Origin of the sequence: Streptomyces sp. PU-14G (genome assembly GCF_041028275.1) — a bacterium.
GTDB lineage: Bacteria > Actinomycetota > Actinomycetes > Streptomycetales > Streptomycetaceae > Streptomyces.
Genome location: NZ_JASKYT010000045.1, coordinates 24,576 through 30,896 on the forward strand (window position 1 = coordinate 24,576; position 6,321 = coordinate 30,896).

The 6,321-nt window shown below is 71.6% G+C and carries 7 protein-coding genes; 4 read left to right on the top strand and 3 right to left on the bottom strand.

Features of this window, described 5'->3' with window-relative positions; all coding sequences use genetic code 11:
- Positions 1 to 55: 55 nt before the first annotated feature.
- Positions 56 to 448, bottom strand: a complete 393-nt coding sequence (locus AB8Z75_RS08365; RefSeq protein ID WP_369200771.1) for a PLD nuclease N-terminal domain-containing protein — start codon at positions 446 to 448, stop codon at positions 56 to 58.
- A 143-nt stretch (positions 449 to 591) separates the two neighbouring features.
- On the opposite strand from AB8Z75_RS08365, the gene AB8Z75_RS08370 reads away from it, so the two are divergent.
- From AB8Z75_RS08370 to AB8Z75_RS08380, 3 genes are read left to right on the top strand one after another with little or no spacing between them, the layout of a single operon-like run.
- Positions 592 to 2,043, top strand: coding sequence for a menaquinone biosynthesis decarboxylase (locus AB8Z75_RS08370; RefSeq protein WP_369200763.1), 1,452 nt, complete (start codon positions 592 to 594; stop codon positions 2,041 to 2,043).
- Entirely contained in the window at positions 2,040 to 2,960 is a 921-nt protein-coding gene (gene mqnP, locus AB8Z75_RS08375) for a menaquinone biosynthesis prenyltransferase MqnP (RefSeq protein ID WP_369200764.1), read from the top strand. Before AB8Z75_RS08370 ends, mqnP begins: the two co-directional genes overlap by 4 nt.
- Positions 2,961 to 2,995: 35 nt before the next feature.
- Positions 2,996 to 3,577, top strand: coding sequence for a Uma2 family endonuclease (locus tag AB8Z75_RS08380; protein WP_369200765.1), 582 nt, complete (start codon positions 2,996 to 2,998; stop codon positions 3,575 to 3,577).
- Positions 3,578 to 3,596: 19 nt separating this feature from the next.
- Here the strand turns inward: AB8Z75_RS08380 and AB8Z75_RS08385 are convergent, their stop codons facing one another.
- Together AB8Z75_RS08385 and AB8Z75_RS08390 are read right to left on the bottom strand one after the other, a co-directional pair.
- Complete coding sequence (locus AB8Z75_RS08385; protein WP_369200766.1) at positions 3,597 to 4,199, bottom strand: rhomboid family intramembrane serine protease; 603 nt, start codon at positions 4,197 to 4,199, stop codon at positions 3,597 to 3,599.
- Positions 4,200 to 4,415: 216 nt separating this feature from the next.
- Positions 4,416 to 5,558, bottom strand: coding sequence for a hypothetical protein (locus tag AB8Z75_RS08390; protein ID WP_369200767.1), 1,143 nt, complete (start codon positions 5,556 to 5,558; stop codon positions 4,416 to 4,418).
- A 108-nt stretch (positions 5,559 to 5,666) separates the two neighbouring features.
- Between AB8Z75_RS08390 and AB8Z75_RS08395 the strand changes: the two genes are divergently transcribed.
- On the top strand, positions 5,667 to 6,321 hold a 655-nt coding region (locus AB8Z75_RS08395), incomplete at its 3' end, for a UbiX family flavin prenyltransferase (RefSeq protein ID WP_369200768.1).

The following is a 6,321-nucleotide window of genomic DNA, read 5'->3' on the forward strand; positions in this document are numbered from 1 at the left end:
GGTGGGAGGTCGCCCGGCAGGAAGGCCGGGCGGAGGGTCTCCCCAGTGGGGTGGGTCAGGTCTCGTCTTGGTTGCGGTCCTGGCGGTTGTCGCGCAGCTCTTCGTCCGGGTGCCGCGGCTCGGGCGCGGAATCGCCGCTCCGGCCTGTCTCGTCGTTCCCCTCGGGCGGCCGGCCGGCCTCCAGGGACTTGAGGAAGTCCGGGTTGTCGTCGGGGGCGACCCAGCGGCGCTCGTCGGCGCGTACCGCGCCGTAGGGCGCGTTGCGGCGGGGACGTCCCACCAGGAACCAGGCGACGGGCCCCAGCAGCACCTGCCCGAACAGCAGGATGAGGATCACCCACACCACCTTGGGCAGCTTGCGCACCTCGTTCTCGGGGGTGTTCAGGCAGTCGATGAACGCGTAGATCCACAGGGCCAGGATCACGAGGACGGGCAGGAGCCTGATGATCACGCGGAACGCCCCCTGGGTGCGAGATGCCGCCGGACGGATGCGGTGCGGGCCCGGCATCCGGGTCCCACGGTGCCAGCGTAATGGGCCGCGCGGAGGCCCCGGCGCTCAGGGCGCGGGCCGCGGAGGAGATACTGAGGGGTATGGCATACGACGATCTCCGCTCGCTCCTGCGGGCGCTGGAGCGTGACCGTGACCTCGTCCGGGTCAAGGCCGAGGTCGACCCGCACCTGGAGGTCGGGGAGCTCGTCGACCGGGTGAACAAGGCGGGCGGCCCGGCGCTGCTGTTCGAGAACGTCAAGGGCTCGGACATGCCGCTGGCCATGAACGTCTACGGCACGGACCGCCGGCTGCTCAAGGCGCTCGGCCTGTCCTCGTACGACGAGATCAGCGACAAGATCGGCGGCCTGCTCAAGCCCGAGCTGCCGCAGGGCTTCGTCGGCTTCCGTGAGGCGTTCGGGAAGCTCGGCGCCATGACGCACGTGCCGCCGAAGAAGGTGAAGGAGGCGCCCGTCCAGGAGGTCGTGCGACGGGGCGACGAGGTGGACCTGGACCGGCTGCCCGCGCTGTTCACCTGGCCCGGCGACGGCGGCTCCTTCTTCAACCTGGGCCTCACCCACACCAAGGACCCCGAGAGCGGCGTGCGCAACCTGGGCCTCTACCGGCTCCAGCGGCACGACCGGCGCACCATCGGGATGCACTGGCAGATCCACAAGGACAGCCGCAACCACTACCAGGTGGCCGCGCGGCGCGGCGAGAAGCTGCCCGTCGCCATCGCCTTCGGCTGCCCGCCCGCCGTCACCTACGCCTCGACCGCGCCGCTGCCCGCCGACATCGACGAGTACCTGCTGGCCGGCTTCCTGCAGGGCAAGCGCGTCGAGATGGTCGACTGCAAGACCGTCCCGCTCCAGGTCCCCGCCCACGCCGAGGTCGTGCTGGAGGGCTGGCTGGAGCCGGGCGAGATGCTGCCCGAGGGCCCCTTCGGGGACCACACCGGCTTCTACACCCCGCAGGAGCCCTTCCCGGCGCTGCGGATCAACTGCGTGACGACGCGCAAACGGCCGCTGCTCCAGTCGATCGTGGTCGGCCGGCCCCCGACCGAGGACGGGCCGCTGGGCCGGGCCACCGAGCGGTTCTTCCTGCCGCTGCTGAAGATCGTCGTGCCCGACATCGTCGACTACCACCTGCCCGAGGCGGGCGGCTTCCACAACTGCGCGGTCGTCGCCATCGACAAGAAGTACCCCAAGCACGCCCAGAAGGTGATGCACGCCATCTGGGGCGCCCACATGATGTCGCTGACCAAGCTCATCGTCATCGTCGACGCCGACTGCGACGTGCGGAACCTGCACGAGGTCGCCTGGCGGGCGCTGGGCAACGTCGACTACGCGCGCGACCTCACCGTCGCCGAGGGCCCTGTCGACCACCTGGACCACGCCTCCTACCAGCAGTTCTGGGGTGGCAAGGCCGGGATCGACGCCACCCGCAAACTCCCCGAGGAGGGCTACACGCGCGACGGCGGCTGGCCGGAGATGATCGAGTCCGACGCGAAGGTGGCCGACCTGGTGACGCGCCGCTGGAAGGAGTACGGCCTGTGAGCAGCACCGCCGAGGGCATCGTCGGCCCGGGTCCCGGCGCCGACGTCGGACGCGTCCGCGCCTTCCTCCGCCTGGTGGTCATCGAGCACTCCGTCTTCGCGCTGCCCTTCGCCTACATCGCCGCGCTCACCGCCATGTACCGCGACAGCCGCAGCGTCCACTGGTGGCAGCTGCTGCTCGTGACGGTCGCCATGGTGGGGATGCGGACCTTCGCGATGGCCGCGAACCGGATCATCGACCGCGAGATCGACGCCCGCAACCCGCGCACCGCCGGCCGCGAACTGGTCACAGGGGCGGTCTCCGTGCGCACGGCGTGGACCGGCGCCGCCGTCGCCCTCGTCGTCTTCCTCGGCACCTGCGCCCTGCTCAACCCGCTCTGCCTGGCCCTGGCGCCCGTCGCGGCGCTCCCGATGGTCGTCTATCCCTACGGGAAGCGCTTCACCCACTTCCCGCACGCCATCCTCGGTCTCGCCCAGGCGATCGGCCCCCTCGGCGCGTGGCTCGCCGTCACCGGCTCCTGGTCCTGGCACGGCGCCGTCCTCGGCCTGGCCGTCGGCATCTGGATCGGCGGCTTCGACCTGATCTACGCCTGCCAGGACGTCGAGGCCGACCGCGCCAACGGCGTGAAGTCCCTCCCGGCCCGCTTCGGCACCGCCGCCGCCATCCACACCACCCGCGCCGCCCACCTGGTCACCGTGGCCCTGCTGGTCGCCTTCGGCCTGCTGACCGGCGCGGGCGTCTTCTACTGGCTGGGCATCGCCATCGTCACCGGCGCCTTCGTCTACGAGCACACCCTCGTCCGCCCCCACGACCTGACCCGCCTGAACCGCGCCTTCTTCCAGGTCAACAGCTTCATCGGGATTGCCCTGTTCGTGTGCGCCCTGCTGGATCTCGCGGTGCGCGGGCTGAGTGTGTGAGTAGTGTCCTCCTCCGGCGGAACGGAGGAGGACACATGGACAGACCGCAGACGCGCTTCCGCTCCCAGCTGAGCCGCCTGGAGGGCCTGTTCCCCGGGTACCGCAGCGAGATCGTGGGCGGCGTCCTGCTGATGAGCCCCCCGGCCGGGGCCTTCCACGGGCGGACCGTCCACAGGGTGTGGCGCGCGTTGCGAGCGGGGCTCGCCGAACAGTGGGCCTTTCTCTCGGACGTGGCCTTTCCCTTCGGGGACGACGACGAGCTGTGTCCGGACGTCGCGGTCGTTCCCCGCGCCGAGGCCGAGCGCAACCTGAGCGCGTACCCGCCCGACCTGATCGAGCTCGCCATCGAGGTCGTCTCGCCGACCAGCGTCCACCACGACTACGTCACCAAGGACCGGTTGTACGCGCGGCGCGGCATCGCCCACTACCTGATCTTCGACCCCTACCGCGCCGAGTGCACCGTGCACTGGAATCCGGGGTCGAACGGTTACCGGGGCCGGGACGTCATCCCGTACGGGAAGCCGGTCGAGGTCACCATGGACATCGGCGCGGTGACCATCGAGACCGACGAGCTGCCCGTCGACCGGGAGACCCGCACCCAGCCTCTCGACAGGTGAGGCCCCACACCAGGCGGGCTCAGTGCCAGGCCGGTTTGCCCTCTCCCGCCGGGCGGGGCTCGGCGGTCAGGCGGGCGGCGATGATGCCGCCTATGAGGCCGAAGAGGTGGCCCTGCCAGGAGATGCCGGTGTCGGTGGGCAGCACGCCCCACAGCAGGGAGCCGTAGAAGACGGCGACGACGCTGCCGAGGGCGACGTCGGTGATCCTGCGGTCCACGAAGCCGCGGGCCAGCAGGTAGCCGAACAGCCCGAAGATCAGTCCCGAGGCGCCCGCGGTGTTGCTGCCGTCCGGGGCGATCAGCCAGACACCGAGGCCGCTGACCACGATGATCGTCGCGGCGACGGCCAGGAATCTGCCCGCCCCGCGCAGGGCCGCCAGGAAGCCGAGGATCAGCAGCGGCAGCGTGTTCGCGATCAGGTGCTCGAAGCCGAAGTGCATGAAGGCGCTCGGGATCACGTCCACCAGCTCGTCGACGCGGCGGGGTTCGACGCCGAAGGTGTCCAGCGCGTTGTCCGTGGCCTGGTCGACAGCCTCCAGCAGCCACAGCAGCGCCACCCAGCCGACGATCAGCTTTCCCGCGGTCATCGCCCTGGTGCCCGAGCCCCCCGAGCTGTTCGCCATGCTCGCCTCCCTCGCGAGGAGCGGTCCCCCGCCGTCCTCCTGCCCCTCGGGACCGAGATGCGTCCCGCTGCCCGTACAACGCCGGGAAGGGTCTTCCCGGTTCCCCCGGCCTCTCCGGTCTCCCCAGGTTCCAGTTCCCCCGGCCCCCGGTTCCTCCCGGGCCTCCGGGGGCCACCGGCCCGGACGGCCGCCGCGAACCTGCCTCCCAGGATGGCCCTACAGTCCGCCGGTGCCCAGAGCGCCGTACATCACGGCCGCCAGCAGATCCTGCGGCTTCAGCTCGCGGACGCCGTCCGGGGCCTCCACCGAGACGGCGTGACCGCCGCCGAAGTCCAGCCGCAGCGGCAGATGCACCTTCTTCGCGTCCTTGCCTTCGAGGAACTGCTCCAGGTCAACGGTGAGACCGGTGAGCTGGCCGCGCCTGATCTGGAGATCCGCGCTGACCTTCTTGTCCGGGACCTTGGCCGGGTTCAGCCGCGCCCCCAGGGCCTCCAGCGCGCGCGAGAGGTCGGGCGCGGCCTCGCGTGCGGGCATGGAGACCGTCACGTGCTCGGCGCCGCCCCACTCGCCCGCCTTGTGGAACTCGGCGTGCTCGCCCAGTGTCTTCTCCAGGCCCTCCAGGAACTCCCGCTCCGACTCGCCGTTGAGCGCGCGGCCCGCCGCGGTCGCCCGGCTCAGGCGCTTGCTCGTCTCGTCGCTCTGCTCGGAGACCGCGGGGCCGTGCTGTCCGAACTCGCCCTTCTTCTCGTCCTCGGCGATCTCCTGGGCCGCGCGCGCGAAGTCGTCGAACGACTCGGGGTCGATCTCCACCCACTTGCCCTTGAGCGCGTCCCTGGCCGAGCCGAGCGTCGTCGGCAGGTCCTTGGCGAGCGAGACGATCCTGCGGGCGCGCCGCTTGTCCGTGGTGGTTCCGCCCGTCTGCGCCACCAGGGAGCGCAGGTTGACCCGCACGTACAGCTTCTCCTCCACCGACTTGGCCGCCAGCACGTCCTTGCCGCCGAAGTTGATCGCCGCCGCGAAGCGGAGCCGCTCCGAGCGGCTCAGTTCCTTCAGCGGGGTCTCCTCGCGGTCGGAGCCGACCGCGAAGGTGAGTTCGCCCCGGGTGAGAAGCTTCGCGGTGTGCCGGGTCGCGGCCGTGTCGGAGGCGCCTGCCGCGCGCAGGAACTTCTCGGCCTCGCTCGTGCTGCCGTCCACGGACATCAGCACCGAGGCCGTCGGCTGTTCGCCGAGCTTCTCGAAGGCGTGTTTCACCTTCAGTCCCGTGGTCAGCCGCTCCGCCACCGAGCATCCGGTGAGGGCGGCGACGAGCGTCGTCGCGCACGTGGCTGTGGCCGTCAGGCGGAGCGGGGTGACACGCATGGCGTCGAGGGTACGCGGGCGGCCCCGTCCCCGCGCCGCCCCGCCCGTGCCCGGTTCGCGGGGTGGAGCCTTCCGGTGGCTCGGACGGGCACAAGTAGGGTCGAACCCGTGAGTGACACAGGACGGGTGCCGTGGGTCGTGGGCGTCTCAGGAGCTTCGGGGACGCCGTACGCGGCTGCGGTCATCCGCGGTCTGCTGAGTGCGGGCGAGGACGTCGACCTCGTCGTGAGCCGCGCCTCCCGTCTCACGATCCTCGACGAGACGGGGCATCCGTTCCGCGACGCCCACGCGGAAGCGGACCTGCGCCGCTGGCTGGCCCGCGGCGCGGACGGCAGCCCGGACGCGTTCAAGGCGGAGCCGGGTGCCGACCCGGCGCGGGTCCGCCACTGGCCGCCGGGGGACCTGGCGGCGGGGCCGTCCTCCGGGTCGTATCCGGTCAAGGGCATGGTGATCGTTCCGGCGAGCACGGCGTGCGTCGCCGGTGTGGCGCTCGGGCTCTCGAAGGACCTGCTGCAACGCGCGGCGAGTGTGACGCTCAAGGAGCGCCGTCCGCTCGTCGTCGCCGTCCGGGAGACCCCGCTGCACGGACAGACGTTGCGGCACCTGGTGGCGCTGGACGAGGCGGGCGCCGTCGTGCTGCCCGCCTCGCCCGCCTTCTACGCGGGTGCCCGGCACATCCAGGACCTGGTGGACTTCGTGGCGGGGCGCGCCCTGGACGCGGCGGGGGTGCCGCACCAGTTGTACCGGCGCTGGGAGGGGGAGC